This is a genomic window from Streptomyces sp. NPDC058239, assembly GCF_042882185.1.
In the GTDB taxonomy this organism is placed as follows: Bacteria; Actinomycetota; Actinomycetes; order Streptomycetales; family Streptomycetaceae; genus Streptomyces.
In genome coordinates, this window is the sequence record NZ_JBHVWS010000009.1 from 198,641 (window position 1) to 224,012 (window position 25,372).

21 protein-coding genes and 2 pseudogenes are annotated in these 25,372 nt (G+C 70.0%); 11 read left to right on the plus strand and 12 right to left on the minus strand.

Annotated elements, in window-relative coordinates:
- Nucleotides 1-194: 194 nt before the first annotated feature.
- On the minus strand, nt 195-2,291 hold the full coding sequence (locus ACFVYE_RS14060; protein ID WP_389605637.1) for a glycogen debranching N-terminal domain-containing protein: 2,097 nt from the start codon (nt 2,289-2,291) through the stop codon (nt 195-197).
- 152 nt (nt 2,292-2,443) lie between these two features.
- Between ACFVYE_RS14060 and ACFVYE_RS14065 the strand changes: the two genes are divergently transcribed.
- The 5 genes from ACFVYE_RS14065 (at nt 2,444) to ACFVYE_RS14085 (ending at nt 7,640) form a co-directional block, all read left to right on the plus strand.
- Nucleotides 2,444-3,493, plus strand: coding sequence for a LacI family DNA-binding transcriptional regulator (locus tag ACFVYE_RS14065; RefSeq protein ID WP_389605639.1), 1,050 nt, complete (start codon nt 2,444-2,446; stop codon nt 3,491-3,493).
- 90 nt (nt 3,494-3,583) lie between these two features.
- Nucleotides 3,584-4,828: an extracellular solute-binding protein gene (locus ACFVYE_RS14070; protein WP_383972692.1), complete on the plus strand. Its 1,245-nt coding sequence runs from the start codon at nt 3,584-3,586 to the stop codon at nt 4,826-4,828.
- A 5-nt stretch (nt 4,829-4,833) separates the two neighbouring features.
- Nucleotides 4,834-5,982, plus strand: a complete 1,149-nt coding sequence (locus ACFVYE_RS14075; RefSeq protein ID WP_389605641.1) for a carbohydrate ABC transporter permease — start codon at nt 4,834-4,836, stop codon at nt 5,980-5,982.
- Nucleotides 5,979-6,917 (plus strand): carbohydrate ABC transporter permease, encoded by a 939-nt coding sequence (locus ACFVYE_RS14080; RefSeq protein ID WP_383979772.1) that lies wholly within the window; start codon nt 5,979-5,981, stop codon nt 6,915-6,917. The genes ACFVYE_RS14075 and ACFVYE_RS14080 overlap by 4 nt, the downstream gene beginning before the upstream one ends.
- 102 nt (nt 6,918-7,019) lie before the next feature.
- Nucleotides 7,020-7,640 carry an L-threonylcarbamoyladenylate synthase gene (locus ACFVYE_RS14085; RefSeq protein WP_383974245.1) on the plus strand — a complete coding sequence of 207 codons (621 nt, stop codon included), beginning with the start codon at nt 7,020-7,022 and terminating at the stop codon, nt 7,638-7,640.
- A gap of 14 nt (nt 7,641-7,654) precedes the next feature.
- Here the strand turns inward: ACFVYE_RS14085 and ACFVYE_RS14090 are convergent, their stop codons facing one another.
- The 3 genes from ACFVYE_RS14090 to ACFVYE_RS14100 form a co-directional block, all read right to left on the minus strand.
- Nucleotides 7,655-10,519 carry a tetratricopeptide repeat protein gene (locus ACFVYE_RS14090; protein ID WP_383974242.1) on the minus strand — a complete coding sequence of 955 codons (2,865 nt, stop codon included), beginning with the start codon at nt 10,517-10,519 and terminating at the stop codon, nt 7,655-7,657.
- A gap of 5 nt (nt 10,520-10,524) precedes the next feature.
- Nucleotides 10,525-10,839 carry a trypco2 family protein gene (locus tag ACFVYE_RS14095; protein ID WP_383974239.1) on the minus strand — a complete coding sequence of 105 codons (315 nt, stop codon included), beginning with the start codon at nt 10,837-10,839 and terminating at the stop codon, nt 10,525-10,527.
- Nucleotides 10,840-11,051: 212 nt separating this feature from the next.
- The gene (locus ACFVYE_RS14100) at nt 11,052-11,675 is read right to left on the minus strand and encodes a TetR/AcrR family transcriptional regulator (RefSeq protein ID WP_383974236.1); all 624 of its coding nucleotides are present in this window, start codon (nt 11,673-11,675) and stop codon (nt 11,052-11,054) included.
- 129 nt (nt 11,676-11,804) lie between these two features.
- Between ACFVYE_RS14100 and ACFVYE_RS14105 the strand changes: the two genes are divergently transcribed.
- From ACFVYE_RS14105 to ACFVYE_RS14115, 3 genes are all read left to right on the plus strand, one after another.
- Nucleotides 11,805-13,235 (plus strand): amidase, encoded by a 1,431-nt coding sequence (locus tag ACFVYE_RS14105; RefSeq protein ID WP_383974233.1) that lies wholly within the window; start codon nt 11,805-11,807, stop codon nt 13,233-13,235.
- Nucleotides 13,236-13,312: 77 nt separating this feature from the next.
- Nucleotides 13,313-13,444, plus strand: a complete 132-nt coding sequence (locus tag ACFVYE_RS14110; protein ID WP_389605645.1) for a hypothetical protein — start codon at nt 13,313-13,315, stop codon at nt 13,442-13,444.
- A gap of 217 nt (nt 13,445-13,661) precedes the next feature.
- A complete protein-coding gene (locus ACFVYE_RS14115; protein ID WP_389605663.1) occupies nt 13,662-15,365 on the plus strand; it encodes a GAF domain-containing protein in 1,704 nt (567 codons plus the stop codon).
- 14 nt (nt 15,366-15,379) lie between these two features.
- Here ACFVYE_RS14115 and ACFVYE_RS14120 read toward each other — a convergent pair whose 3' ends face one another.
- On the minus strand, nt 15,380-16,126 hold the full coding sequence (locus ACFVYE_RS14120) for a response regulator (RefSeq protein WP_389605647.1): 747 nt from the start codon (nt 16,124-16,126) through the stop codon (nt 15,380-15,382).
- A 243-nt stretch (nt 16,127-16,369) separates the two neighbouring features.
- Between ACFVYE_RS14120 and ACFVYE_RS14125 the strand changes: the two genes are divergently transcribed.
- The gene (locus ACFVYE_RS14125; protein ID WP_389605649.1) at nt 16,370-17,695 is read left to right on the plus strand and encodes a globin domain-containing protein; all 1,326 of its coding nucleotides are present in this window, start codon (nt 16,370-16,372) and stop codon (nt 17,693-17,695) included.
- Here the strand turns inward: ACFVYE_RS14125 and ACFVYE_RS14130 are convergent.
- Both ACFVYE_RS14130 and ACFVYE_RS14135 read right to left on the minus strand, forming a co-directional pair.
- Complete coding sequence (locus tag ACFVYE_RS14130; RefSeq protein WP_383974222.1) at nt 17,646-18,350, minus strand: vitamin K epoxide reductase family protein; 705 nt, start codon at nt 18,348-18,350, stop codon at nt 17,646-17,648. The genes ACFVYE_RS14125 and ACFVYE_RS14130 overlap by 50 nt on opposite strands.
- Nucleotides 18,347-18,826, minus strand: a complete 480-nt coding sequence (locus tag ACFVYE_RS14135) for a hypothetical protein (protein WP_383974220.1) — start codon at nt 18,824-18,826, stop codon at nt 18,347-18,349. Before ACFVYE_RS14135 ends, ACFVYE_RS14130 begins: the two co-directional genes overlap by 4 nt.
- A gap of 241 nt (nt 18,827-19,067) precedes the next feature.
- On the opposite strand from ACFVYE_RS14135, the gene ACFVYE_RS14140 reads away from it, so the two are divergent.
- The gene (locus tag ACFVYE_RS14140) at nt 19,068-19,574 is read left to right on the plus strand and encodes a pyridoxamine 5'-phosphate oxidase family protein (RefSeq protein WP_383974218.1); all 507 of its coding nucleotides are present in this window, start codon (nt 19,068-19,070) and stop codon (nt 19,572-19,574) included.
- 190 nt (nt 19,575-19,764) lie between these two features.
- Here the strand turns inward: ACFVYE_RS14140 and ACFVYE_RS14145 are convergent.
- Both ACFVYE_RS14145 and ACFVYE_RS14150 read right to left on the minus strand, forming a co-directional pair.
- Nucleotides 19,765-20,763: pseudogene (locus ACFVYE_RS14145) on the minus strand (MFS transporter); the annotation flags it as partial.
- Nucleotides 20,764-21,081: 318 nt separating this feature from the next.
- Nucleotides 21,082-22,041 carry a GlxA family transcriptional regulator gene (locus tag ACFVYE_RS14150; protein WP_389605652.1) on the minus strand — a complete coding sequence of 320 codons (960 nt, stop codon included), beginning with the start codon at nt 22,039-22,041 and terminating at the stop codon, nt 21,082-21,084.
- Nucleotides 22,042-22,158: 117 nt separating this feature from the next.
- On the opposite strand from ACFVYE_RS14150, the gene ACFVYE_RS14155 reads away from it, so the two are divergent.
- Nucleotides 22,159-23,112, plus strand: coding sequence for an NADP-dependent oxidoreductase (locus ACFVYE_RS14155; RefSeq protein WP_383974247.1), 954 nt, complete (start codon nt 22,159-22,161; stop codon nt 23,110-23,112).
- Nucleotides 23,113-23,297: 185 nt separating this feature from the next.
- Here the strand turns inward: ACFVYE_RS14155 and ACFVYE_RS14160 are convergent, their stop codons facing one another.
- The 3 genes and pseudogenes from ACFVYE_RS14160 to ACFVYE_RS14170 all read right to left on the minus strand — a co-directional run bounded on the left by ACFVYE_RS14160 (nt 23,298) and on the right by ACFVYE_RS14170 (nt 25,108).
- Nucleotides 23,298-23,702, minus strand: a complete 405-nt coding sequence (locus ACFVYE_RS14160) for a CBS domain-containing protein (RefSeq protein WP_383974212.1) — start codon at nt 23,700-23,702, stop codon at nt 23,298-23,300.
- 259 nt (nt 23,703-23,961) lie between these two features.
- Nucleotides 23,962-24,219 (minus strand): annotated as a pseudogene (locus tag ACFVYE_RS14165) (sodium-independent anion transporter); the annotation flags it as partial.
- 274 nt (nt 24,220-24,493) lie between these two features.
- Nucleotides 24,494-25,108 carry a hypothetical protein gene (locus ACFVYE_RS14170; RefSeq protein WP_389605655.1) on the minus strand — a complete coding sequence of 205 codons (615 nt, stop codon included), beginning with the start codon at nt 25,106-25,108 and terminating at the stop codon, nt 24,494-24,496.
- Nucleotides 25,109-25,372: the final 264 nt, after the last annotated feature.

Consider the following 25,372-nt stretch of genomic DNA (forward strand, 5'->3'; position numbering starts at 1 on the left):
GGAAGCGAGACAGAAGCCCGGCACCGGAGTTCCCGGCCGGCCTGCCACGGGCACAGGACGGAAGCCGAACTGCTGGTGCGGGTTCCGTCGTACCGCTGTTGCTGCCGCCCCCCGGCGATCTCGGCCGCCTGGTCCGAGGCAGGCTCGCCCCGGCCCACGGGGTCCTGCCTCGAATCGGGCACAGCCGCTGCGCGTCAACGGGGCGTCGTGTGCTGCCTCCTCACCACCAGGCCCTTCGGTGCCTCGATGTGCGCCGTGCCGTCGGCATCGACGGAGATGTCCAGCCGCCCGCCCGCGACATCGAGCCCCTCGACCTTCAGCGGCCGGTAAGCCTCCGCGAACCCGGGCGCGACCGTGAGCGTTCCGCCGGGGACATCGGCGGAAAGCCCCAGCACCGACTGGAGGACCATGACGGACGAGGCCGCCGCCCAGGCCTGCGGGCGGCAGGACGCCGGATAGGGCGAGGGCCGGGCATCAGTCACCGCTCCGTGACCGGCGAACAGTTCGGGGAGCCGTGCGTCGAAGGCCGCCGATGCGGTCAGCAGGCCCTCGGACAGGGACGCGGCCGCTTCGGGGAACCCGGCCCTGACCAGGCCGTGCACCGCGATCGCGGTGTCGTGCGGCCAGATGGAACCGATGTGATAGCCGTACGGGTTGTAGGCAACGGAGTCGCTGCTCAGCGTTCGCAGACCATGGCCCGAGTCGAGGTCGGGCGCGCTGAGCCTGGCGGCCAGCAGGGCGCTCTCCTCGTGGTTGAGCAGGCCCGTGCCCAGCAGGTGGCCGAAGCCCGAGGTGACCGAGTCCACCGGCTTCTTCTCCCGGTCGAGCGCAACAGCCGGATACGGCCCCCGCTCGTCCTCCACCCAGAAGTGGCTGCGGAAACGGTCCCGCAGCCGCTCGGCCCACTCCTCCCACCGGTCGGCGCCGGGGCGGCCGAAGGCGCGCAGCAGGTCCGCACCGCCGCGGGCCGCCTCGTACGCGTACGCCTGGACCTCGCAGAGCGCGATCGGGGAAGCGGCGAAGCGTCCGTCGCGATACCGGATGGAGTCGCCCGAGTCCTTCCAGCCCTGGTTGGCCAGGCCCCGTCCGGTGTGGTCGATGTACTTCAGGAAGCCGTCCCCGTCCGCGTCGCCGTGGTCGCGCATCCAGGCGAGGGCGGACTCCGCGTGCGGCAGGAGCTGTTCGACCTGCTTGGGCGCGAGGCCCCAGCGCCAGGAGTCGTGCAGCAGGGTGATCCACAGCGGGGTGGCGTCGACCGTGCCGTAGTAGCAGGGCGGCAGGGCGAAGTTCTCGTTGAAGTTCTGGGTGGCACGGCGCACTTCGTGCAGGATCTTGCCGGGCTGTTCCTCGGTGTCCTGATCGGACTTCGTGCCCTGCCGGCGGGCAAGTGTGCGCAGCGTGCCTGCGGCGAGATCGGTGCCCAGCGGCAGCAGCATGCGGGCCGCCCACAGGGAGTCGCGGCCGAAGAGAGTGAGGAACCACGGGGCTCCGGCGGCCAGGAACTGGTCGGCGGGCTTCTCCGGGTCGGTCAGCCGCAGCCGGTCGAGGTCGGCGGCCGACTGGCTCAGCCAGTGGTCGAAGCGCCGGTCGGCGCTGCGCAGGACGGGCGTGCGCCAGGGCAGGCTGTCGGCCGGTGGTGCGGGGAACTGGTCGCCGTCCTCATGCGCCGCGTCGCAGTGCAGTACGGCGGTCCATGACGAGCCGGGCGCGAGTTCGACGTCGTACTCCAGCCGTCCGGCAGCCGGGTCGAGGGCGGCGGGCCCCGGGGAGCTGGTGAGGCGTACGGCGAAGGTGTCCCGGGACCAGTCGAGTCCGCCCTCGGTGGCGGCGGCGGTGACCGGGCTCTGGGCGTGACCGGACTTGACGCGCTCGATCGGGGCGAGGTCCGTCCCGGCGGTGACGATCAGCCGGACCCGGACATGCTGCCGTCCTGCGTTGCCGACTTCGAGGGTCTCCTCCAGGCGCCCGGGGGTGATGCGGCGGCGTCGGTGCAGGGTGACTGCCGGGTCCGGTGTCTCCTCGCCCAGGCCGCGCAGCACACCGCGGAAGGCTGCCCGGTCCGCTCCCTCAAGGGCTCCTCGCACCGGTGCGATCGCGATTCCGTCCGCCGCGACGGTCAGCCGGGCAAGTGCTCTGCTGTCGCCGTGGTAGAAGCCGTCTGCGGCGCCCTCGATCTGTCCGTCGGCCTGCGAGATCGCGAAGCTCGGGGCGTACAGCGTCACACAGGCGTCATGCAGGAACGGCTGGAGGCCTTCGGCCGACGGGCCGGCCCCCGTATCGGAGTTCGTCATGTCGTGGGTCTTGACAGTTGTGTCCAACAGAGCAGAACCTCTCAGGCATTGGAGCGTTCCAAGAACCCTAACGACGACTTCAGCGCGTTGACAACGGTTTTGGAACGCTCCAATGAACTCGCCCATTCATACGACCGGTTTCGGAGACACTCATGCCCCGCTCCCCCAGCACCCCCGCGTCCAAGGCAGGTTCAGTCACCCTGGCCACGGTCGCGCGGCGGGCCGGAGTGTCGCCGCAGACGGTGTCGAACGCGCTCAACTCCCCCGAACTGCTGCGTCCGGAGACCCTGGAGCGGGTCCGTCGCACCATCGACGAGCTGGGCTATCGCCCGCACCGAGCGGCTCAGACCCTGCGCACCCGCTCCAGCAAGCTCATCGGCTACGGCATTCGTCCCACCGCCCCCGGCACCTCGGCCCCGGTCATGGACCGGTTTCTGCACGCCCTGTCCCAGACCGCCGACGAGGCCGGTTACCGGATCCTGCTCTTCGCCTCACCTCCCGGCAGCACCGGCCTCGACGGGTACGAGGAGCTCCTCGACCTGCACAGCGTGGACGGTTTCGTGCTGAGCGGCACCGACCGGGGCGACCGGCGCCAGGCCTGGCTGGAGAAGCGCGGTGTGCCGTTCGTGGGTTTCGGCCGGATGTGGTCCGGCCGGCAGATCGGCGACTGGGTGGATGTCGACGGCGCCTCGGGCACGGACGCCGCGGTGGAACATCTGGTGGCTCTGGGACATCGCAGAATCGCCTTCCTCGGCTGGCCCCGCGGCTCCGGCGTCGGCGACGACCGCGCCATGGGCTGGCAGCGCGCCATGCAACGGCACCACCTTTCGATACGCAACAGACGGGCACGGAGCGTCGATGACATCGCCTCCGCACAGGCCGCCGTCGGACCGCTGCTCGACGCGGGCGCGACGGCCGTGATCGCCGCCAGCGACATGCTCGCGCTCGGCTGCTATCACGCCCTGCGAGAGCGACGAGCCGTGCCGGGCACGGATGTGGCGGTCGTCGGCTTCGACGATTCCCCCACGGCCGCGCTGCTCTCCCCCGGACTGTCCACCGTCGCCCAGCCGCTGGAGGCCGTCGGCCGCGAATGTGTCCGGCTTCTGCTGGCCCGGATGTCGCAACTCGGCACTCCGCCCGAACGCGTCCTGCTCGAACCGTCCCTCGTCGTACGTGACAGCACATCCGCGTCGGGCGACTGAACCATCCCCGTGCCCGTCCACGGGCCACCTATTCACAGCGCGCCCCTTCCGGGCAGCTGAGCCGCAAGCCCTATCCCCCTGGAGGCATTCATGGGAACCCGTACGGCCGTCGCCGCCTTCGCCACCTGCGCTGCGCTACTGGCCGCCACCGGCTGCTCATCCAGCTTCGGCAGCGACAAGGAGCCGGAGCAGGACAAAGCCGGCAAGCAGAAACTGACGGTACTGATCGCCACCTCGGGGGACGCCGAGACCCAGGCGGTCAAGAAGGCCGCCGCCGCGTACGCGAAGAAGTCGGGCAACTCGGTCTCGGTCGAGGTCGCCAAGGACATGAACCAGCAGCTTGCCCAGTCCTTCGCCGGGCACAAGCCGCCGGACGTCTTCTACGTCAACTCCGACCAGTTCGCGAACTACGCGAAGGGCGGCTCGCTGTACCCGTACGGGGACCGGATATCCGACGCCGACGACTTCTCCGAGCAGCTGCGCACCTCGTTCTCGTACGACGGGAAGCTGGTCTGTCTGCCGAAGGACACCTCGACCCTCGCACTCGCCGTCAATACGGACCTGTGGAAGAAGGCAGGGCTGACGGAGAAGGACTATCCGAAGAGCTGGGAGGAGCTGAAGACCGTCGCGGACAAGCTCACCGGCAACGGCGTCACCGGTCTGGTCACCAGCGACGAGTACCAGCGGCTCGGAGTCTTCATGAAGCAGGCGGGCGGCTGGCTCACCGACCCGGACCAGAAGAAGATGACCGCCGACACCCCGGAGAACGCCAAGGGGCTCGACTTCGTCCAGTCCCTGCTCAAGTCCGGCTCGATGAAATTCGCCAAGCAGGTGGACACCAGCTGGGGCGGTGAGGCGCTCGGCAAGGGCAAGGCCGCCATGACGATCGAGGGCAACTGGCTCGAAGGCGGCATGAAGCTCGACTACCCCGATGTGAAGTACGCCGTCGCACCGCTGCCCGAGGGGCCGGCCGGCAAGGGCACCCTCGCCTTCAGCAACTGCTGGGGCGTCGCCGCCGACAGCGCGCACCGCGACGCGGGAGTCGACCTCGTGAAGTACCTGACCTCCGCGCAGCAGCAGCTCGACTTCGCCGACGCGTTCGGTGTCATGCCGTCGCGGACGAGCGCGCTCAAGACGTATGCCGAGAAGGAGGCGGCCGCCAAGGCCTGGGTGGACGGCAGCGCCCATGCGCAGGGCCCGGTGACGATCGCCGGCTTCGACAAGGTCCTGAGCCAGTTCAACACCGATCTGCAGTCGCTGCGCACCGCCGACCCGAAGAAGATCCTCGCCGACCTTCAGCGCAATGGCGAACAGGCGATCGCGAAGGGCAACTGAGCCCCATGCCCATCCGCACGATCCGCGCGAGCGGTATCCCCCGCACGACCGGCTCGCCCGGCGCACCTGACAGCGCCCCCGGCGAGACCGGCACGACCGCGAAGGCTCGCGCCCGGCGCGCGGGCCTTCGCGGGGAGGGCACCTGGGGCTGGCTGTTCGTCAGCCCCATGGTGCTCGTCCTCGGCCTGTTCATGGTGCTTCCCATCCTGATGGCCCTGTGGGTGAGCCTGCTGCACTGGGACGGACAGTCCAACCCGTTCTCCGGTCAGGCCGATTTCGTCGGCCTGGACAACTACCGGTCGCTGCTCACGCAGGACGGACTCGACCGCACGCTCTTCGCGACGTCCCTGCGCAACAACGCCTACTACGTACTGCTGACCGTCCCCCTGCAGACCGTGCTGGCACTGGTTCTGGCTCTGATCGTCAACCAGAAACTGCTTCGGGGGCGCGGCGCTCTCCGTACGACGTTCTTCTTCCCGTCGGTCACCAGCTCCATCGCCGTCTCGACGGTCTTCCTCTTTCTCTTCCAGGGCAGTGGAGCCGTCAACTCCATGCTGTCCTGGATCGGGATCAAGGGACCGAACTGGTTCGCAGACCCGCGCGGGGTGCTCTCCCTGATCCTGGGCGGCCTGGGCATCGTCGATCCCGAGCGGCCCACCGGGATGCTGGCCGACCACTCCACCATGGGGCTGTCGTGGTTCGAGTGGCTCTCGGGCCCCTCGGTCGCGATGTGCACGCTCATCCTGCTCGCCGTGTGGACCACTTCGGGCACGTTCATGCTGATCTTCCTCGCGGCCCTGCAGAACATCCCGCGGGAGCTGGAGGAGTCGGCCGCCATGGAAGGGGTCAACCGCCGTCAGATGCTGTGGCATGTGACGTTGCCGGCGCTGCGTCCCGTGCTGTTCCTGGTCCTGACCCTGGGGCTGATCTCCACCTGGCAGGTCTTCGACCAGGTCTATGTGATGGGCCAGGGCGCTCCGGGCAATACGACGCTCACACCCGCCTTTCTGTCGTACTCCGCGGGCTTCGACAACGCGGACTTCGGGCAGGGCTCGGCGATCGCGTTCATCCTGCTCGCCCTGATCCTCATCCTCACCGCGTTCCAGCGCTGGGCGCTGCGGGAGCGTGGCGCACGCACCGGGAGGAACCGATGACCGTCACCGGTACGGCCGTACGCGGCCGGGCTCGGCCCTCCTCTCGTCGTCGCGCCCCGCACGACCGGGGCCACCCCGTCCTGAGCCGTTTCCGCCTGCCGTGGCGGTTGGTGGGGTATGCCGCGGTGCTGGGGCTGGGTCTGCTGTACCTGCTGCCGTTCGTCCTCCAGCTGGTGACCGGTTTCAAGACGGATCCGGACGCCGCCGCGCATCCGCTGGCCCTGCTGCCCACCACTCCGACCACGGCGGCGTACCAGCGGCTGTTCGGGTTGAGCCAGGCCGCGGATGGGGTGCCCTTCCTGCGCTGGCTGGGCAACTCGGCACTGGTGGCAGTGGTGGTGACCGCAGGCCGGGTGCTGTTCGACTCCATGGCGGGATACGCGCTCGCGCGGCTGCGTTTTCGGGGCCGCTCGGTACTGTTCGGCTTTGTGCTCGCGGTGATGGCGGTGCCCGGAGTGGCCCTGCTCATCCCGAAGTTCCTGGTGCTCAACACCTTCGGGCTCTTCGACACGTACACCGGCATGATCCTGCCGTTGCTGGTGGACGCGGCGGGCATCTTCATCATGAAGCAGTTCTTCGAATCGGTACCGCGCGAGGTCGAGGAGGCCGCACGGGTCGACGGGGCGGGTGTGTTCCGGATCTTCTGGTCCGTCGTCCTGCCGATGGCCAGACCGGCGTTGATCACCCTGACGATCCTGTCGTTCCAGGGGTCGTGGAACGAGTTCACTCACTTCCTCGTCAGCACACAGTCCGGCCAGTACGAGACGCTCACCACGGGCCTGGCCCGCTTCGTCTCCGGCGGACTCGGCGGCGGAACGCAGTATCCGCTGAAACTGGCGGCGGCGCTGCTCTCCACCATCCCGGTGGCCGCGCTGTTCTTCTGCTTCCAGCGCTACTTCGTGAGCGGCGCCAACGCGGGAGCGGTCAAGGAGTGAGCTCCGGCGCCGTCGGCAACCGACGGCGCCGGAACCCGACGCACCGACCGGGCCGGGCCCCGCTGTTCCGGGCGTAACGTTCTGATCACCTAGACTCGGCGGATGGCGAAGTATTTCGACGTGCACCCCGAGAATCCTCAAGCGCGCACCATCCGCTCCGTGGCCGACAGCATCCGGGCCGGCGCGCTCGTCGCGTACCCGACGGACTCCTGTTACGCATTGGGGTGCCAGCTGGGCAGTCGTGACGGCATCAGCCGGATCCGGTCCATCCGGAACCTCGACGACCGTCACCATTTCACCCTTGTGTGCCAGAACTTCGGGCAGCTCGGTCAGTTCGTGCACATCGACAACGATGTGTTCCGTGCGATCAAGGCAGCGACACCCGGCAGTTACACCTTCATCCTCCCCGCGACGAAGGAGGTGCCGCGTCAGCTGCTGCACCCGAAGAAGAAGACGGTCGGAGTCCGGATTCCCGACCATGTCGTCGCTCAGGCGCTGCTCGCCGACCTCGGTGAACCGCTGCTGTCCAGCACCTTGCTCCTGCCCGACGAGGACGAGCCGCTGACCCAGGGCTGGGAGATCAAGGAACGGCTCGACCATGTGGTGGACGCCGTGGTCGACTCGGGCGACTGCGGCACCGAGCCGACCACGGTCATCGACTTCTCCGGCGGTGAGCCGGAGATCGTACGCCGAGGGGCGGGCGACACCGCACGGTTCGAGTAGCCGCGCCGCGGGCATCACGGTGCCTGCCGGCCGGCCTCCGTGCCAAAACTCCGGTGCCTCATGTGCGGGGCGCCTGCGGCGCGGTCGCGAGGGCGGGGTTGCGGCAGCGCCGCGCGCGGCGGACGGCCCGGGCTCCGCAGAGCGCCCTGGTGTGCGATGCACTCGGTGAGCAGGCGGTTGAACACCGCAGGCCGTGCCGCTGCCAGGTTCTTGAGCACGGCGATGGCGCGTGTGACGGACATCAGCGCCTCTTCCCGATGCCCCATCTCGTCCTGCCTGACCGCGCAGTTGCTCAGCGACAGTGCGAGGTCGGGGAGAAACGCGTCCGGGTGCGCGGTCGCCAGGCGCTCTCGGATCTCCACCGCACGGCTGATCGCAGCGAGGGCTTCCTTGTTCCGGCCCAGTTCCGCCAGCCGGTTGGACTGGTTGTTCAGCGACACGGCGAGGCTGGGCAGAAACACCTCGGGGCGCGCGGCCGCCAGCTCCTCACGGATCTCCACCGAACGCATACTCGCCGCCAACGCCTCCTCCCGCCTCCCCAGCTCGGCAAGATCCGCCGACAGATTGTTCAGCGACACCGCAAAGTCCGGCAGAAACGCCTCGGGACGCGCCGCCGCAAGTCGCTCGCGGATCTCCACCGCTCTCGCGCTGGCCGCCAACGCCTCGTCCCAGCGCCCCAGTTCGGCCAGCCGATTCGAGAGGTTGTTCAGCGCTCGGGCGAGGTCCTGGCTGAGTGTGGTGTCCCCCCGGTGTCCCAGCTTCCGCCACCATGCGCGTGAGTCCAGGGCCTCGGCGTACTGGCCGACCTGGCGGTCTGCCAGCGTCAGGGCGTGATCGGCCAGACGCTGGGTCTGATCGGGAATCGCGGCGTACAGCTGGTCGCGCAGATCGTCCATGAGTCCGGGGGAGGAACAGATCGGGTGCAGTGCTTCCAGCAGGGGTTCCGGGGTCTGCGCCTGCGGGGCGATGGTGATCGCGGGAAGCGCGAGCGTGGCCGGGTGCGCGGTGATCAGGTCCTGCAGCCTTTCTCCCAGGGGCCCCGTGGGCACCGGCAGTGCGAGCGCCCGGGTGAGGACGGTCAGGGCGTGCAGGGCCTGGTCGTGGGTGATGTGCGGCAGGACCGCGTCGAGCAGCTCCGGGTGGTGTGTGAGGGCCCGGGCGAGGTGATGCTCGGCCAGCCGGTCGGGGTGCACGCTTCCCCAGTAGACCTGCGGCGCGTCGGGCGGATAGAGGTCGTGGATCCAGGTCGCGAGGCGCAGGCGGGTGTCTTCCGGGGTGTCACGGAGGCCGGGTGCGAGCGCGAGCGTGTCGACGGCCTGCGGCCGGGTCGCCGCGCCTGTGAGGAGTGCCGCGGTCAGTGCGGTCAGCCGCTGCTGCTCGGAGCCGAGACCGTGGTGCTGGGCGGTGCGGCTCCAGTAGGAGTGCTCGTGGCTGAGGATGACGTCCTCGGGACTCTCTCCCGCCGTGCCGCTGCCGGTGAGCAGTTCGGCGAGTGCGGACATGTGCAGCGTCAGGGCATGACCGGCCCCCGGGACCGTGTCGTGGACGGCGCTCCGCCCGGGGCCCGCCGAGTATCCGGGGATACGGGCCAGCGCCGCGGCGAGCTGCCGACGTGCCTGGTCCCGGGCGTCGGAGAGCAGGGCGCCGTCAGCGGCTTCGAGCAGGGGAAGCTGCAGCGGATGTGGCGCCAGCGCGGCTGCGGGGGCGACATCGCGGCGTAACTGCTGCCACCAGTCGCCGTCCGTCCGTCCGAGCATCAGGACTCTGACCGGGTGCCCACTGGGGTGCATGGCGAGGTGGTTGATGAGGGCCGTGGCGAACGCCGTGCGCGTCTCGGCGTAGTCGAGGATCAGCAGCAGCGGACGGGCCGACGACGCCAGCGCCCTGAGGTGCTCGGCGGACAGATGCTCCGACTGGGCCAGCTGCCCCACGGCCCAGTCCTCGGCGTCGAGACGGGAGGCCACTTCACGGGCCAGACGGGTCTTGCCCTGCCCTCCGGGTCCGGTCATCAGCAGACCGGACAGCATGGGTCCCGTACGGCACCACTCCACCAGGGTGCTGAGTTCGGCGCGGGGACGGAAGGCGACGATCTCGTACTCGGGCCGCAGCAGCGAGGCCGGGGAAGCGGGGGCGAGCGCCGGGTACCAGGGGGTGAAAGCCTCCTGCATCTCGACCGGTTCGAGGACCAGGCGCCGGCCTGTCGCCCGCTCGACGATGCTCCGGAAGCCGTGCTGCCGCGCCAGAACATGTACGGGTGTGGCGGTCAGGCGGTGCGAGCCGAAACCGGGGGTGTCCTCGGTGACGACGCCCGTGATCAGGGAACCGCAGGTGACGGCCGCTCCCGAGATGCCCTGCCAGCCGGCTCGCCGGGCATCGGGCGCCGGGCGTCCTTGGTCTGGGCGGTGCCCCGCGGTGATCAGGTACTGATTCGTGCGCGAACCCGCCATCGGATTGATGTATCCGTCGACCTGGTCGATTTCCCGGTCGGTGCCGGTCGGTGTGAGGCTGTCCGGAAATCCGGCCGCCTGGCAGGCCACCCGCACATCCTGGCCGATGAGACGCCCGAACCGGGCCGGCACCAGGCCGTCCGGCACTTGCCAGGTGTCCGGTTCCCCGGCACCCGGCGCCGATACGGCGAGCAGCGCGGCGTCCAGCACCGGATCTGCCCATGCGACGTCTGCCGGACAGAGCCGCCCGCCGAGGAGCCGGACCAGCACGCGCTCGTACGCATGGCCCCGCTCGTCGGCCACGACATGCCAGGCGGTCAGCACGAGCCGGCCGACGAGCACGGTCCCCGTACCGAAGGAGGCCCCGCCGCCGGCCTCTCGCGCCGCCCACACCTCGGCCAGACGACGACGGTCGAACCATGCGCCTGCCATGACCCCTACTCAGCGGGCAGTTCGTCCACCCGGCTGCTCACCTTGGCCGGTTGGCCCTGGTCATCCGTCGGCTGCAGAGTGATCTTCAGCCGGTGCGCATCGGTGGTGGCCTTGCTCGCCCGGCCGCCCGCCGACAGGACGAACACCTTCGCAGTGACGTCCCCCGCCTTCTCCTTGCGGACGTCCACCGCGAATTCGAGCTCGACGGGCCCGACTTCGAACTTGAGTGACTCGTCCCGGCCCTGGACCATGGCCGCCTGCAACTCTGCGCGCACCCCGCGCACGGCCTCCGCCAGACCGACCCAGACCTCGTCCGGCACCGGACACACCCCCATGAGAATTGTGACGAACCAGCAGTGACCCACACGCTAGCCGCTCGGAGTGAGCCGTACGGCGGAAACCTCTTCTCGGCCTGCCCGACGACCCCGGTGTGGCGGGGCGGCGGGATCAGCTCTCCACCGGACGCGGTCCGAATCCCGATCCGGCAGATGGTGGACGGTGAGTCGGAGCGCGCCGTGGCGGCCCGGGACGTTCAAGTGGTGCGGGGCGACCGGACCGGACGCTCCCAGAGGCCGGCCAGGTGCGCGTGGAGGACGTCCTGCGCCTCTCGCGGGGTGAGATGGCCGATGAGGACGTGCGCGGTGAGGCCGTCCGCGAGAGCGAGGAGGGTGCGGGCCTCGCGTTGCGGATCGAGGGGCACCGTACAGTCGGCGCCGCCCTCGCCGGCTTCCGAGATGAGGCGGGTGAACGCCTCCTGCAGGGCTGCGTAGTTCACCTTCAGCGTCCTCGCGAGGGCCTCGCTGACAGCCGCCTGCGCAACGAAGGCGAGCCAGACCCTGGCCTCGGCGCGGTGTTCTTCCCGGAGCAGTGACATCTCGGTCACCGCATGCCCCAGGGCGGTGCCGGCCGACTGGGCCGGACTCCTTACGAGGCGGGCCTGTACGCGCTCACTGATCCGCTCGCCGATGTGCCCGAGCGCGAACACCAGCATCTCTTCCTTGGTACGGAAGCATCGCTGAACGGCGCCCATCGACACCTGCGCACAGGTGGCGACGTCGCGAAGGGTCACGCCCTCCAGCCCGCGTTCGTCGGCGAGCCGGCAGACGGCCTCAGCGATCCGGCGGCGTCGGTCCGCGTGATCCACCTGCTTGGGCATACCGGTCGCCTCCCTGGTTTCACAGTGCTCCGTTCCGCAGCTCACTTTATCCGATGCGCTCCTATCGGTTCAGGAGCTACAGTTCCGATGCAAGTGCATCGGAACATGGATGGGAAAGGACACGAGCGCATGCAGGACGCCCTGTGGAAGATGCCGGCCACCGCGCAGGCGGAGGCGGTGCGCCGCGCAGATGTCTCGGCCGTCGAACTGGTCGACAGCCACCTGGAGCGCATCGCCGACGTCAACCCGCGGATGAACGCGGTCACACAGCTCCTGGCGGAGCGCGCACGCGCCGCCGCCGCGCAGACAGACCGCCGGCGGGCCGCCGGTGAAGCGCTGGGGCCGCTGGCGGGCGTGCCGTTCACGGTGAAGGAGAGCACCGCCGTCGAAGGCGTACCGACCACTTTCGGCACGGAGCGCTTCCGCGATCTGGTGGCGTCGGCCGACGCGCCCCCGGTGGCACGGCTCCGCGCAGCCGGGGCCATCCCCATCGGGCACAGCAACATACCCACCCTGATCCTGGCGGGGATGCACACGCGAAGCGAGCTCTTCGGCGACACGGCCAACCCATGGGACAGCGGCCGGACCCCGGGCGGCACCAGCGGAGGCGACGCGGTGGCCGTCGCCACAGGCATGGCAGCGCTCGGGCTCGGCAACGACTCCGGTGGATCGGTGCGCATACCGGCCCAGTTCTGCGGCGTGGCCGGGCTGAAGCCGACAACCGGGCGCTTCCCCGCGGACCACCGCGTCCTCGGCCCCGACGACCCCGGCCCGGCGTCCCAGATGCTGGTCACCGACGGCCCGCTGGCGCGGAGTGTGGGCGACCTCCGGTTGGCGTACGAGGTGCTGGCCGGGACCGACCCGCGCGACCCGCGGGCCGTACCGGTACCTGCCTACGGCGAACCGCTCCCCGGACCGGTGAAGGTCGCGGTCGTGGCGGACCCGGGTGGGCGCGGTGTTCACCCCACGGTTCGCAGGGCCGTCGGGACCGCGGCCGAGGCGCTGCGCGACGCCGGGTACGACGTGCGGGAGGTGCAGGACGTTCCGAGGCTGGACGAGGCGCTCGAAGCGTACGGCCGGATCACCGTGACCGAGTTCGCCGCGACCTGGCCGGTGGTGCGGAAGCTGCTCGGAGCAGGCGGGGACCGCTATATCGAGATGACGATGGAGCAGACGCCGCCGGCAAGCGCGGACGAGTTCATGAAGCTGATGGGCACCTGGATGAACATCCGCCGCTCATGGGCAGAATTCCTCGACGAATACCCGCTGTTGCTCGGTCCGGTATTCACCGAGCCACCGGTCGAGCCGGGGCTGGAGTCGCGCGACAGGGCCGGACGGGACCGGGTCGGCTCGGCGATGCGCCTGTGCACCGTCACCAGTTTCGTGGGGGTGCCCGGGGTGGCCGTACCGACCGGAGTGTTCGACGGGCTGCCCTCCGGGGTGCAGATCGTCGGGCGCGCGTTCCGGGAAGACCTGTGCCTGGGCGCGGCACAGGCGATCGAGGACCGGCTCGGAGTTCTCACACCGGTCGACCCTCGCGTGGGGGTCAGGGCTGATTGAGCCCTTGGGGAGCTCTTGCACCCCCGGCTCCCGGCCGGCCGCGCGCAAGTCCGAGGCGAGGGGACGGTTCAACTCTCATGAAGCTGTCAACGCAGGAGCGCGGCCCACCGGACCTCCTCTTCACACTGCTCAGCCGGCCGGCCCTGCCCGCGCCCTCCGTCAAGACCGCACACCGCCGGGCCCTCGGCACCTGGGCTGTCGTAGGCTGACCGCCCGTGGACCGGTCCCAGCCCTGCGGTGATCCGGTGAGCAGATACCCGGCACACGGCCCCAGAGAACGGCACCCCGATGGCAGAGACAGCACCTCCCGAGTCCGGCTCCCACCTCGAAGTCCCCTGCCCCGGCCCCTCCTCCCCCACGCTCGGCTCGCCCGGCCCCGCCTGCCACGGTCCGGCCGCGTGGCCGCAGCCCAGCCGACCGGACCGGATGCGCAGTCTGCTGGATGCCGTGATGAGCCTGGGACGGGGCCTGGAACTCCCGGAGGTGCTGCGCGGCATCGTGGAGGCAGCGGTGACGCTGACCGACGCGGAGTACGGAGCACTCGGCATTGTCGGGGACGGGCAGAAGCTCCTGGAGTTCCTGCCGGTGGGCCTGTCGGACCAACTCGCCGCCAGGATCGGGCAGTCACCGTGCGGCCGCGGCATCCTCGGCGAGCTGATCCGTCACCCGGAACCGCTGCGGCTCACCGATCTGAGCAGCCACCCGCGCAGCTTCGGATTTCCGCCTCATCATCCGCCGATGCGCACCTTCCTCGGCGTACCGGTGCGGGTGCGCGACGAGGTGTTCGGCAACCTCTATCTCACCGAGAAGCGGGGCGGGGTGAGCTTCGACGCCGACGACGAGGCGGTGCTGACCACCCTGTCGATCGCCGCCGGCGTCGCCATCGACAACGCCAGGATGTACGAGGAGAGCCGCCGCCGGGAGCGGCGCCTGGAGGCACTGGGCGAGATCACCCGCACCCTGCTTTCGGGGACGGCCGCCGACGAGGTGCTGCATCTGATCGCCGAGCGGGCGATGGAAGTGGCGGGGGCCGACCGGGCAGCGATTCTGCTGCCCACGGCGCGGCCCGGTTCCGCGCCCCTCTCACAGGCTCCGGCGGCAGCGGCGGCCGAGGAACGCCTCACCGTTGCCGTCGCCCATGGCCGGGACTCCGACCGTGTGACGGGGTTGTCCGTCCCGGCGTCGGGATCGCTGGCCGGGCTCGCCGCCCGTACCGGAACGCCTGTGCACTGCGCCGACGTCCGTACGGATCCCCGGGCCCATCCGTTCAGCGACGGCACCGAGGACGGTCTGGGCCCAGTGGTGGCCGTGCCGCTGCAGATAGACACCGGGGCGCTGGGCGCACTGCGCCTGGGGCGGCCGGCGGACCGCCCGCCGTTCGACGACACCGAGGTCGAACTCGTCTCCGGCTTCGCCGACCAAGCGGCCATCGCGCTGGAACTGGCCCGCAGACGGGCCGAGTCCGAGGAACTCGCCGTGATGCACGACCGGGACCGGATCGCCCGCGATCTGCACGATCTGGCGATCCAGCGGCTGTTCGCGACCGGGATGACTCTCCAGAGCACCACCCGGGCCATAGCGGACCGCCCGGAAGCGGCCGAGCGGGTCAGCCGGGCCGTGGATGATCTGGACACCACGATCCGGATCATCCGGTCCACCATCTTCGATCTGCGCACGGCGGACGGTTCGGGCCGCAGCGGGCTGCGGCACCGGATGGCGGAGACCGCTCGTGCGGCGGCACATGTCCTCGGCTTCCGGCCCACGGTGCGGATCGACGGACCGGTGGACACCACCGTCCCGGACGAACTCGCCGAACACGTGGTGGCGGTCGCCGCCGAGGCGGTGTCCAACGCGTCCCGCCATGCCCGTGCGAGTCGTATCGGCATCGTGCTGTCGGCCGACGCCGCGGTGACCCTGACCGTCACGGACAACGGCATCGGGATCCCGGCCGGTGACACGACAACTCCCCGAACGGGGACAGCGATCGATGACGGCGGTCAGCCGGCCAGGCGCGGCGGTGGGCTGGCCAACATGCGTACGCGGGCGGATCTGTGCGGCGGCACACTCGCCATCGAACGGCCGGCGGACGGCGGCACCCGGATCACATGGTGTGTCCCGCTCCACGACTGACGCCTGATGATTTGTCAGATTCGCCGGGCCGGGGTCTGCCCCTGGCGGTCCTTGATCCGGCCGACGAGCATCGCGGCGTGAATCCGGCGGCCGACGCCCAGTTTGGCGAGGATCGAGGAGATGCGGTTCTTGACGGTCTTCTCGGCCAGGAAGAGGCGTTCCGCGATTTCGCGGTTGGTGAGACCCTCGCCGATGAGGTCCAGGATCTGACGCTCCCTGGTTGTGAGCTGGTCCAGTTCCGATGCCTGCGACTCCTCGGCAGAGGTCCGCTGCTGGCCCCGCAGCCGCGCCATCACACGAGCGGTCGTCCGTGGATCGAGCATCGAGGTGCCGGACGCGACCGTGCGTACGGCGGCGATCAGATCGGCTCCGTTGATCTGCTTCAGTACGTAGCCGGCCGCGCCCGCCATGATGGCGTCGAACAGTGCCTCGTCGTCATCGAACGACGTCAGCATCAGACATGCCAGTTCGGGCATGAGAGCACGCAGTTCCCGGCATACCTCGATACCGGCGTGGTCACCGCGGGGGTCGTCTCCGAGCCGTACGTCCAGTACGGCGACCTGTGGCCTGCTGGCCGGTACACGGGCCAGCGCCTCCCGGGCATTGGACGCCTCGCCGACGACGTCGATGCCGTCTTCGGCCTCCAACAGATCGCGTACGCCGCGCCGGACGACCTCGTGGTCGTCGAGGATGAAGACGCGTACGGGGGCTGCGGACTGCGGCGGCGTTGTGCTCAGCGGGGACTTCGCGAGGTCATTCACACCATGCTCGATCGGTTCGGTGAAGGGGGGCCTGGACCAGTATGTGCGTCCGTCCGCCGGCCGACTCGACGGGGTGTCACAGCATGTCGAACAGGCTCTGAACAGGGCCGAAAGGCCCTGTGAACAGGGCCGGTCGGCAGGCTGGGCGCGGTGCCATACTGACGCCGCCGAGATCGTCCTGGCGCTACGGACGTCTCTCCGCCCCGGCCACCCCACCGTGCCGTACCAAGGAGTCACCGGTCCATGAACACCCCGAGCGAGGACTACCACGCACTGCTCGCGCGGCATGACGCGATGCGGCTGCGACGACGCATCCTGTCCCCGGCCGGAGTCGGCGCCGAACCGTGGTGCGCCGAGGCACCGCAGCCGTACGACGGAACGTCCGACCAGCAGCTGATCAGCGAATACCTGCCGCTGGTGAGCCCGTTGGAGGAGCTGATCGCCGAGCTGTACCGGGTCCTGTTCGAGCGGCATCCGTATCTGCGGTCGTTGTTCCCCGAGTCGATGGCGTTCCAGCAGGCCCATCTCGTCGGGATCTTCCGCTGTCTGATCGGCAATCTGCACCGTACGGACGAGATGATCGCCACCTTCGCACAGTTGGGCCGCGACCATCGCAAGCTCGGTGTGCGCCCCGCGCACTTCGAGGCGTTCGAGGCGGCGCTGATCGAGGCGCTGCGCATGCGTGCGGGTGCCCGGTGGACCGGTGCCCTGGAGGACGCCTGGCTGCGGATGCTGCGGCTCGCCGTCTCGGCGATGGTCAGGGGCGCGGACGAGGCGATCGCCGAGCCGCCGAGCTGGGAGGCGACGGTGACCTCGCACGAGATCCGCACGCCGGATCTCGCGGTGCTGAGGGTGCGCCCCCATCAGCCCTACGCCTTCAGGGCCGGGCAGTTCGCGTCCTTGGAGTCGCCGCTGCTGGAGCAGGCATGGCGTCCTTACTATCTGGGCCGCGCGCCGCATCCGGACGGGGAGTTGGAGTTCCATGTACGGGCCCGGGGTGCCGACGGGGTGAGTGATGCGCTGGTGCACGGCACGCACAAGGGCGGCACCGTCCGCCTCAGCGCACCGCGCGGCGCGCTTGCCCTGCCCGATCACACCCCGTCCGCCGACGTCGTACTGATCGCCTCCGGTACCGGATGGGCCGCGGTGAAGGCGCTGCTCCAGCAGATCGACGCCGAACGGTTCCGTGCGCACCGGGTGCGTCTGCTGCTGGACAAAGGGGCGGGTGAGGGCGTGTACGACGCGGCGTTCCTGGAGGCGTTCCGGCGCGGACGCCCCTGGTTGACCGTCCTCACGGCCGGTCAGGCCGATCCGGCCGGTTCCTCCGCAGAACCCGGTCCGCGGGCCCTGGCCGGAATACTGGCGCAGCGTCCCGGGGCCGTCGCCCGGCAACACGTCTATCTGGCCCTGGCACCCGAGGCATCCACGACAGACCCGGCGCGGGCCGTCGCCGCGCGGCTGGCCGCCGCCGGAGTCCCGGCCACGCATATCCATCACGACATCACCGGCATGGTGCGGGTCACAGAAACGTCTGCCAGTACGACCAGAAGCGGATTGCTATCAGCATGACGATGGCCAGGCACCACGTCACCGGCACCGCAAGGGGGAACTCCAGTACCGCCGCGACGAGGGCGCGTGGGGCGGGCAGGACGCCGTGGCGCAGATTGTGCACGGTGGTGTGCCAGAACACGAAGATCGTGGCCACCCACACGAGTACGCACCACAGGCAGAGCGCGCCGATGTCGTACAGCGCCTGCGTCATCAGCCACATGCAGAAGCCGACGCCGAACAGGGTGCCCAGGTTCAGCCCCAGCCAGTACCACCGTCGGTAACGCGCACCTGCGAGCAGGCCCGCGCCGGTCCCCATCACCACCCCGAAGGCGATCAGTCCGACCAGCGGATCGGGGAAGCCGAACACCGACGCCTGTTCGCTGCGCATCACATCCGCGCAGGACACCACAGGGCTCAGCGAGCAGGCGGGAACGAAGCCGGGGTCGGCGAGCAGTTCGAACTTGTCGGTGGTGATCACGAAGGAGCCGAGCAGCCCGAGGGCGGCTGTGATCAACAGTAGCCATGCGAATCCCTGGCGCGCCCCGGTCCGCTGCCGTTCGTCGCTCGTCCCCGAAGCAGCGCCGGTCGCCCGGTCCTGCGAGAAGCGAACCTCCCGGTCATCGGCCTCGGGGGCTTCCAGAGCCATCTCCGACTCACGCGGCGACGCGCTCATGCCCACCCCCGCACGGAGCCGTCCGGCCAGACGACCTCCACCCGGATTCCACGCGCCCGTGCGAAGGCAACCAGATGTGCGGTGGCGTCCCGGCCGTTTGACGGCGAACCGTCCCACACAGCAAGCACGGTCCGGCACGTCTCCACCAGACGCTCATCGGCACTGACGCAAGCATTACGGTCGGCCGGATCAAAAGCCAGCAGCCGTACGCTCTCGGCCAGGACCAGCAGTTCTCCTGCGGCCCGCCGGTCCCGCTCGGGCAGCACTGCGGGCACCGCGCCCTGGGCCGGCAGCAGTACCGTCAGCTTCCGTCCGGCCTCCCGGGCGGCACGCCCGAACACGAGCGGCAGCCCCGCCCCAACCCGTACAAGAGCGGCCACGCCCTCTGCCAGGCAGTCCAGCCGCGCTCTCAGTTCAGCCTCCACCAGTGCCATGGTCCTGTTGTCGAGGTCTCTGTGTCCGACGACCGCGATCACCGCGTTCCCCTCCTGTGCACATCCGCACCGCCCGCTCCGACCGAACGCTCCACAAGCCACGGCCCGGCCCACGGAGCCGCCGTTGGGCCGGCCCGCGGCATGCGGTCCACCGCAGTGAACCCATCGGGGGTCCGACGCCGCTAGGGCCGTTCGGCCCTGGGCCGTTCGGCCCTGGCGTGGGGATGGCCGCACGCGATGTACTCGTGCGGCAAGTGAGCAGATCAGGAGACGAGGCCGCCCCATGAGCCACTCAGGTCACCAGTCGCCCCAGTCGTCCGTGCCCGCGGCTGCGCCCACGTCGTCGGCGGCGGCCCCGGCTCATGGCCCGGCGGCCACCGGACCACGCCGCACGGTCGAGTTGACGGGCGCTCAGGCGCTGAGCCTGCTCGGCGGGGTGCCGCTCGGGAGGATCGTCTTCACCCAGCGCGCGCTGCCCGCAATCCGGCCGGTGAACCATCTGCTGGACCTCGGCCAGATCGTCATCCGGACCCATCAGGACTCGGACCTGTTCGCCCAGGCCCGGCACCATGGCGACCGGGGAGTCGTGGTCGCCTACCAGGCGGATGACATCGATCCGCTGACCCATCTGGGCTGGAGCGTAGTCGCGACCGGCTACTGCCGCCCCGTGACCGATCCGCATGCCCTGATGCGCTACCGACGACTGATCCGGCCCTGGTCGGACCGGGTGATGGACTGTGCGGTCCGCATCCGTCCGCATCTGGTCACCGGGATCCGGCTGACGGTCTGATGCGGCGTCTCCCTGCTGCGGACTTCTCCGCAGCTCGCTCGGTGGGCGAAGTGCCTGGGTCGCACCAGGGCTGAGTCGCCTTTGGCTGGCACACACGGCTGAGACCATCGGCCCACCTGGTCCGACGGGCCACTGTTCGCCGGGGCCGGGCCAGGACGGTGCCCGCCCCGGCGGGCACCGTCCGCGTTTCTCAGTGCTGTGCAGCCGGGGAGGTGCCGCGGAGCCCGGCTGCCGCGAGGGCCGCTCCCAGCAGGCAGAGAACACCGGTCACGGTCACGGCGGTGTGCACACCGTTCATGAACGCCTGGCCGCTGCCCTCCACGACGGCCGCCCGGAGTTGCTCGGTCATGTTGCCGGAGACCGGGGCGACACCCATGGCGACCGCGTCGCCGGCCTCCTCCAGACCGTCCGCGACGGACGCCGGGACCCCCGCGCCGGTCAGCTCGTCGCCGAGCGTGGAGTCGACCCGGCTGCTGATCAGCGAGACCAGCACCGAAGTGCCCAGCGCGCCGCCGATCTGGAGGGCGGTCGCCTGCAGGCCGCCCGCCACACCGCCGTCCTTGACGGGGGCCTGGCCGACGATGGCGTCGGAGGAGGCCGACAGCACCATGCCGACCCCCAGGCCGAGGGCGATGAACGGCGGCCACATCGTGGCGTAGGACGAGCCGGTGTCCCAGCTGAGCAGGCCGAAGGTCGCGGCGGCTTGGAGCAGCATGCCCAGCGGCATCGAGAGCCGGGGCCCGAAGCGGCCGGTCAGCGCCGCCCCCAGCGGCGAGGCCACCAGCGAAGCGAGACTGAGGGGCAGAGTGCGTACGCCGGCCTCGACCGGCGAGAAGCCGCGCACATTCTGGAGGTAGAGCATCACGAAGAAGATCACACCGAGCATCACGAAGAAGTTGAGGGCGGTGATGATCGTGCCGACGGTCAGCGCCCGGATGCGGAACAGCCGCATCGGCAGCAGCGGGTGCGCGATCCGGTTCTCGTACCAGCCGAAGCCCACCAGGATGAGCACGCCGGCCGCGACGGCGCCCAGGGTGCCGGCCGAGGCCCAGCCCCAGGTCTCGCCCTTGACCACGCCGAAGACCACGCACAGCAGGCCGAGCGCCAGCAGCACGACACCGGGGACGTCGAAGCGGTGGTGGCCGGTCGAGTTCCTGCTCTGCGGCAGGACGGCGGCGCTGACCAGTAGCGCACACGCGAGCTGGTGGTCTCGCAACGGCGCATCGCTGGTCCGTCCGAGGATGTGATCGCTGATCCGGTAGTCGAGTCCGAGGCCGGTGCGGCAGGCACGGCATGATGCCGAGCAGGCCGGCCGGCTCCGGGGCGTCGGTGCCGAGCGCAACAGCACTCTCGACCGGGCACCGGCCGGGCCCACTTCGCATTCGTCGGTCGACCCCACCCAATGCCGAGAACAATGAGCAACGACCACCCCATGGCAGCCCTGCGACACCATCTGAAGAACTCCGCCATGAGGCGTCCTCCGACCGGCAGTCGAAGATTCAGCCCGTCACGCGATTTCTCCGGGAATCCCTCGGAACGTACGCCGGTAGGCGAGCGGCGACACACCGATGACTGCGTGCAGGTGCTGGCGGAGCGACGTGCCCGTCGCGAAGCCGACCCGGGCGGCGACGTCGTCCACCGGCAGGTCGGTGGATTCGAGCAGATGCCGTGCCCGGGAGACCCGCTGCTGGATGAGCCACCGCCCCGGACTCGTTCCGACCTCCTCGCTGAAGCGGCGGGCAAAAGTACGCAGGCTCATACGTGCATGGTCGGCGAGCTCGGCCAGGCTCAGAGGCTCGTGAAGGTTCTCCAGCGCCCACTGGCGGGTGGCGGCCGTGCTGTTCGAGGAGGTCTCGGGCACCGGCTGGTCGATGTACTGCGCCTGCCCGCCGTCCCGCCAGGGCGGTACGACACAGATGCGAGCGACCCGGTTGGCCACTTCGCTGCCGTGGTCCTTGCGTACGACGTGCAGGCAGACGTCGACACCGGACGCGGCGCCCGCGGATGTCAGCACATCGCCGTCATCGATGAACAGCACATCCGGATCGAGCGCGATGTGCGGAAACCACTCCCGGAAGACGCCGGCGAGCGCCCAGTGCGTAGTGGCAGGACGTCCGTCGAGCAGACCGGCTGCAGCGAGGACGAAGGCGCCCGTGCAGATGGACACGATGCGCGTGCCCGGTGCCACGCACGCGAGAGCCGCCGTGACAGCGGCAGGCGCCTCCCGCGCGATGAGCGAGGTGGCGAATGGTGGGATGACCACGGTGTCGGCCATGCACAGGGCGTCCGGGCCGTGCTCGACAGTAATGGAGAAATCGGAGTTGGTACGCACTGGACGGCCGTCGACGGTGCAGGTCACGACCTCGTACAGGCCCTCCGCGGCCCCGAAGACCCGGCTCGGAATGCCCAGCTCGAACGGGTACACCCCGCCCAGGGCCAGAACGACCACACGGTGAACGCTTCCCATGGCAGGATCCTGTCGAAAGATGGCAATCATGCCATGGTACGGAACGGTGGGGTTCGCGACGCTGGACGCATGAGTCGGAACACAGCGGAAAACACGGCTACCACCGCCCCCGCCACCATGCGCGCCATCAGCCAGGACGTCCACGGAACCCCGGATGTACTCACGGAAGTGCGACTGCCGAAACCTGTCCCGGGACCGAGCCAGATCCTGGTCGCCGTCCGCGCGGCCGGGGTAAACCCCACCGACTGGAAGCACCGTGCCAACGGGCTTTTCCTGGACCGGCTTCCGCTGGTCCTGGGCTGGGACGTCTCAGGAGTCGTCGAGGCCGTCGGCTTTGGCGTCACTCTCTTCAAGCCGGGCGACGAGGTCTTCGGCATGCTGCCCTACCCGCACGGGGTCGGCTCCCACGCGGAGTATGTGACCGCCCCGGCACGCGCCTTCGCCCGCAAGCCTGCCGGCATCGACCATGTCCAGGCCGGGGCCCTCCCGCTTGCCGCCCTCACTGCGTACCAGGCCCTCGTCGACACCGCCGACGTGCGCCCCGGGCAGCGGGTCCTCGTCCACGCGGCCGCAGGCGGCGTCGGCCACCTGGCAGTCCAGATCGCCAAGTCCCGTGGGGCGTACGTCATCGGTACCGCGAGCGCTCCCAAACACGACTTCGTCCGGGCACTTGGCGCGGACGAGATGATCGACTACCGCAGCGTCGACTTCGCCGAGGCCGTGAAGGACATCGATGTCGTCCTTGATCCCCTGGCGGGCGAGACCCGGACCCGCTCGCTGAACGTCCTGCGTCCTGGCGGTGTTCTCGTCTCACTCCTGTACGGCGGTTCCCCGGACGAGGCGCAGCGGGCCGCCGAGTTGGGCGTCCGTGTCGAGACCCTCCTTGTCGAGGCCGACCACGCCGGCATGAACGCGATCGCCGATCTCGTCGAGACCGGCTCCCTCCGTGCCCACGTCGAAGCCACGTTTCCGCTCGCCGAAGCAGCCAAGGCCCACGCCCTCGGCGAGACCGACCGGACCTCGGGAAAGATCGTGCTGGTCGTGACGGAGCCGGCATCAGCGGAGTTGTGATCCCCTGCGATCGCTGCCCCCCGATCCCGGCGAGCCGGTTTCATCTGGCTCCCTGTTCCACGTGCGTGAGCACGCGCACAAGTGAACTCACCGCCCCCTGAAGGCCGTTCCTGATCAGTTCGAGTCCGCGGCAGATGCCGCGGACGGTGTCAGCCGCCTTGGTGCGTGCACGGAGGCGGCTCAGGTCAGGTCCGGTCGGTGTCCTCAGGAAGTGTGCCGAGAAGTGTCTGCAGCCGTGCAGTGGTGAGGATGCCCACGGCGAAGCCGTCCTCGTCGACGACGGGCAGGATCGTCAGGGACCGCTCGCGCATGGCGGACGCGGCCTCCGAGGCGAGCATGCCGGGGTGCGCGAACGGGCCGCAGTCGTGTGCGATGTCACGGACCCGGGTGTTCTCGGCGTACCAGGGCTTCGCTGCGTGGGCGGTGAGCTGGTCGAGGGTGACGATTCCGGCGCACCGGCCGGTGTCGTCACGGATGAGTACGTACTGGTTGTGGGATCCGCGCAGGACATCGAGTGCCCTGTCGATGCTGATGTGGTCGCTGACCTGCAGGTCCGGCGCGATCATGGCGTCAGCGGCTGTGGGACTCATTCGAGAGGTGATCGTCGGCTCCAGGGGCTTGGGGGTGCGCGGCGTCACGCCCGGCGGGCACGAGAGGGCGCACCTGCTGAGGGCGCGGCGGCCCTGAGATCTTCGAGAAGTTCGCCCTGCCGGCCAGGATGCCGCTGAGGACGCTGGGGGCCACGGTCAGCAGGTCGGCAACCTCGGGCGTGGCGAAGCGGTGAAAGAACGCCGACCCTTCCTTGCGGGTGGCAACCGGATTGGCGCGTCGCAGGACGGCCGGCTGCTGCTCGCGGCCCTCTCGCCGCAGCAGGTCCCGAACGCCGACGGAGTCGAGAACCTGGCGCCGGACCGGTCGTATCCCCGACGTCATGACCGCGGTGCCACGCCGGTTCAGCTTCTGCACCGTGTCCTTGAGGACCGGCGCACCCGTCGCGTCCACGGTCGAGGCACGTGACATCCGCAGGACGATGATCCGCACGTCGGCGACCTGGCTCGGCTCCAGCAGGCGACAACGCGCGCCGGCGAAGAACAGCGGTCCGTCGATCATGGGCGGCGCCTGCCGCGTCGACACCATGTTCCGCCGTCCCGGTTGCCGGGTCCGGCCGAGGCCGATGGCGGATACAGTCCGGCTGGGCCGGCAGTGCCTCGCCGTGCGGCTTCAGCATGACGAGGCAGATGTGCGCGTTGATCGGGCGCGGGCCGGACGAGGGCATGGGCCTCTGAAGCCGGTGCATCCCGGTTGGCGTGCCCGGACAGGGACACCGCGGCCCGATTCCGGCGGGCCGGGCGGACTTCGTCACGTCACACCGGCGACTCCGTCACTCGCCTTCGTAGTCGAATTCGATCACTCGGAAGCTCGCACCCACGCCGTCGTTGACGAACACACCTCCGTCGACGCGCTGCGGGAACACGCCCGAAGTGGCGCCGTAGGGTCCGACGACGGCGACGGGGCCGCCGTTGTCACAGGTCGCCCCGCTGAAGACCTCGACGGTCCTCCGGCTTTCGTTGAAGATGTTGAAGCTCGTGGCGCCGAGGCCGCTGGCCGCTGTGACGCAGCCGCCAGGGTAGGCGGAGTACGTCCGCTCGTTGAAGTGGATCCTGCCCTCGTCGTAGCCTCGACCCCCGCCGTAGCCCCTGCCCTCGTCGTTACCCCTGCCTCCGCCGCCTCTGTCCTCGTCGTTGCCCCTGCCCTCGTCGCCCCTGCCCTGGTCACCCTTTCCGGCGTCGCCCCCGCCCTCGGGGGCCGATGCCGGGGCTGCGGCCTGTCGGACGACCGGGGCTGCCGGGGCCGCGTGAGCCGGCTGGGCCTTCTTGGCCGGCCGTGCAGGCCGGGCCGACTCGGTGGTGGCGGCCGAGGTGAAGGTGCTGCCGGTGGCTGCCAGGGCCATGGCGGCCGCGATGGCGGCGGTCACGACGGTGGAACGTGTAACCATGTCACTTCTCCTGTCTCAGGGAGGCCGGCTGCGCAGTCGGCCCGTGACTGAACGTACTTACGCTCCACAGGGCTGTCATTTCGGGCATATCGAACGGCCGACACCGAAGCACCGATCGGGATACCGCGCGAGCCAGATAGCCCACAAACGGTCATTACCGGCTTGACACGCCGAAGGACCGGCGTGGGCAGCGGTGCTGCTGCCTGTGCCGGTCCTGGCTTGTGGGGTGGGGGCTGAGTCTGTGGCTCAGTATGCGGAGTTGAC

What these genes read in the sequence shown, in the direction of transcription:
- ACFVYE_RS14115 (WP_389605663.1), top strand. Translation starts at nt 13,662, where the DNA reads ATGCGCAGTCTGCTGGATGCCGTGATGAGCCTGGGACGGGGCCTGGAA.
- ACFVYE_RS14155 (WP_383974247.1), top strand. Translation starts at nt 22,159, where the DNA reads ATGCGCGCCATCAGCCAGGACGTCCACGGAACCCCGGATGTACTCACG.
- ACFVYE_RS14125 (WP_389605649.1), top strand. Translation starts at nt 16,370, where the DNA reads ATGAACACCCCGAGCGAGGACTACCACGCACTGCTCGCGCGGCATGAC.
- ACFVYE_RS14170 (WP_389605655.1), bottom strand. Translation starts at nt 25,108, where the DNA reads ATGGTTACACGTTCCACCGTCGTGACCGCCGCCATCGCGGCCGCCATG.
- ACFVYE_RS14140 (WP_383974218.1), top strand. Translation starts at nt 19,068, where the DNA reads ATGAGCCACTCAGGTCACCAGTCGCCCCAGTCGTCCGTGCCCGCGGCT.
- ACFVYE_RS14110 (WP_389605645.1), top strand. Translation starts at nt 13,313, where the DNA reads ATGAAGCTGTCAACGCAGGAGCGCGGCCCACCGGACCTCCTCTTCACA.
- ACFVYE_RS14160 (WP_383974212.1), bottom strand. Translation starts at nt 23,702, where the DNA reads ATGAGTCCCACAGCCGCTGACGCCATGATCGCGCCGGACCTGCAGGTC.
- ACFVYE_RS14105 (WP_383974233.1), top strand. Translation starts at nt 11,805, where the DNA reads ATGCAGGACGCCCTGTGGAAGATGCCGGCCACCGCGCAGGCGGAGGCG.
- ACFVYE_RS14130 (WP_383974222.1), bottom strand. Translation starts at nt 18,350, where the DNA reads ATGAGCGCGTCGCCGCGTGAGTCGGAGATGGCTCTGGAAGCCCCCGAG.
- ACFVYE_RS14085 (WP_383974245.1), top strand. Translation starts at nt 7,020, where the DNA reads ATGGCGAAGTATTTCGACGTGCACCCCGAGAATCCTCAAGCGCGCACC.
- ACFVYE_RS14100 (WP_383974236.1), bottom strand. Translation starts at nt 11,675, where the DNA reads ATGCCCAAGCAGGTGGATCACGCGGACCGACGCCGCCGGATCGCTGAG.
- ACFVYE_RS14070 (WP_383972692.1), top strand. Translation starts at nt 3,584, where the DNA reads ATGGGAACCCGTACGGCCGTCGCCGCCTTCGCCACCTGCGCTGCGCTA.
- ACFVYE_RS14065 (WP_389605639.1), top strand. Translation starts at nt 2,444, where the DNA reads ATGCCCCGCTCCCCCAGCACCCCCGCGTCCAAGGCAGGTTCAGTCACC.
- ACFVYE_RS14090 (WP_383974242.1), bottom strand. Translation starts at nt 10,519, where the DNA reads ATGGCAGGCGCATGGTTCGACCGTCGTCGTCTGGCCGAGGTGTGGGCG.
- ACFVYE_RS14075 (WP_389605641.1), top strand. Translation starts at nt 4,834, where the DNA reads ATGCCCATCCGCACGATCCGCGCGAGCGGTATCCCCCGCACGACCGGC.
- ACFVYE_RS14080 (WP_383979772.1), top strand. Translation starts at nt 5,979, where the DNA reads ATGACCGTCACCGGTACGGCCGTACGCGGCCGGGCTCGGCCCTCCTCT.
- ACFVYE_RS14060 (WP_389605637.1), bottom strand. Translation starts at nt 2,291, where the DNA reads ATGACGAACTCCGATACGGGGGCCGGCCCGTCGGCCGAAGGCCTCCAG.
- ACFVYE_RS14150 (WP_389605652.1), bottom strand. Translation starts at nt 22,041, where the DNA reads ATGGGAAGCGTTCACCGTGTGGTCGTTCTGGCCCTGGGCGGGGTGTAC.